Source organism: Streptomyces sp. NPDC007162, assembly GCF_040634175.1.
GTDB lineage: Bacteria > Actinomycetota > Actinomycetes > Streptomycetales > Streptomycetaceae > Streptomyces.
This window is the reverse complement of record NZ_JBEYFC010000976.1, coordinates 1-1,530: the sequence shown is the minus strand read 5'-3', so window position 1 is coordinate 1,530 and position 1,530 is coordinate 1. Positions and strand designations below refer to the sequence as shown.

The window sequence follows — 1,530 nt, the reverse complement described above, 5'->3', positions numbered from 1 at the left end:
GATGCCGACCAGACCCGGGCGCAGCAGGGGCTCACCGCCGGTGAAACGGACTTCCTCTATGCCCAGCGAGGTCACCGCGATGGTGATCAGACGGACGATCTCGTCGTCCGTCAGCAGGTTGCTCTTGCCCAGCCACTGCAGGCCCTCCTCAGGCATGCAGTAGGTGCAGCGCAAGTTACACCGGTCGGTCAGTGAGACCCTGAGGTCGGTGGCCTGCCGGCCGTAGGTGTCGGTCAGCACGTTCCTGAGACCATTCCCGTCCCGTGCCGCGCTGTCTCCGGCACCGCCTCAGAGACGCGGTGGATCGGGCCGCTGACCCGGACCAGAGGCAGGCCGCTCGCTCGGCCGGCGTGGGCGATGATCTCCGCGGTGATCGAGATCGCTGTCTCCTCGGGCGTGCGGGCGCCGAGGTCGAGGCCGATGGGGGAGCGCAGCCGGGCCAACTGCTCCGGTGTGACGCCGACTTCGCGCAGACGGAGAAGGCGCTCTTCGTGGGTGCGCCGGGAGCCCATCGCGCCGACGTAGCCGACGGGCAGGTCGAGCGCCAGCTGCAGCAGGGGGATGTCGAACTTGGCGTCGTGGGTGAGCACGCAGACGGCGGTACGGGCATCCACGGCCGTCTGTGCCAGGTAGCGGTGGGGCCAGTCGACGACCACCTCGTCGGCGTGGGGGAAGCGTGCCTTGGTGGCGAAGACGGGGCGGGCGTCGCACACGGTGACGTGATAGCCCAGGAACCGGCCGGCCTGGGCGAGTGCGGCGGTGAAGTCGATGGCGCCGAAGATCAGCATGCGGGGGCGGGCGACAGCCGCATGGACGAGGACGGAGAGTTTTTCGGGGCAGGTGTCGGCGTCTGCGCCGAGGGAGAGGAGTGCGGTGCGCCCGGTACGCAGCTGGGCGGTGGCCCGGTCCGCCACCGCTGGGCCGGTCTGTCCGTCGCTGAGCGGGCTGTCGGCGATCCAGCTGTCGCCGAGGACGCTCAAAGTGGCGCCGAGCAATCCCTTCGGCCCGTTCACGACCTGGGCGACGGCGGCGGGCCGGCCCTCGGCCGCCTCGGCGAGCGCCGCGCCGAGGTGCGGCTGGGTGGCCGGGTCGACGCGCTGGACCAGGACGTCGAGTTCGCCGCCGCAGGTCAGGCCCACGGCGAACGCGTCGTCGTCGGAGTAGCCGAACCGGGCACGCTGTGGAGCGCCTTGCTTCTGAAGGACCGCTTGGCACAGTTCGTACACCGCGCCCTCGACGCAGCCGCCGGAGATGCTGCCGATGGCGTGGCCGTCCTCGTCCACTGCCACCGACGTACCGATGGGCATGGGTGCGCTGCCGGTGACGTCGACGACGGTGGCCAGGGCGAAGGGGCGTTCCTCGCGGCACCAGCGGTGCAGTGTGTCCGCGATGTTCAGCATGAGGGTCTCCACAACAGACGGGCGCAGAAGGTGGGTCGGGTCGCCGCCGCGTCCACGGGGGCGCATGCGCGGCGGCGACCCGGGAGGGGCGGTAACCGGGTCGTACAGATTCGGTGGAGATTACGGCGGC

Annotated in this window: 2 protein-coding genes; both read right to left on the bottom strand. The window is 70.9% G+C overall.

Going from position 1 to position 1,530, the window contains the following annotated elements; all coding sequences use genetic code 11:
* Positions 1-240, bottom strand: a 240-nt coding sequence (locus ABZ646_RS46415; RefSeq protein ID WP_360533775.1) for a radical SAM protein, incomplete at its 3' end; no start/stop codon positions are given.
* Positions 234-1,400, bottom strand: a complete 1,167-nt coding sequence (locus ABZ646_RS46410; protein WP_360533772.1) for an XdhC/CoxI family protein — start codon at positions 1,398-1,400, stop codon at positions 234-236. The genes ABZ646_RS46410 and ABZ646_RS46415, both read right to left, overlap by 7 nt.
* Between the last annotated feature and the right edge of the window lie 130 nt (positions 1,401-1,530).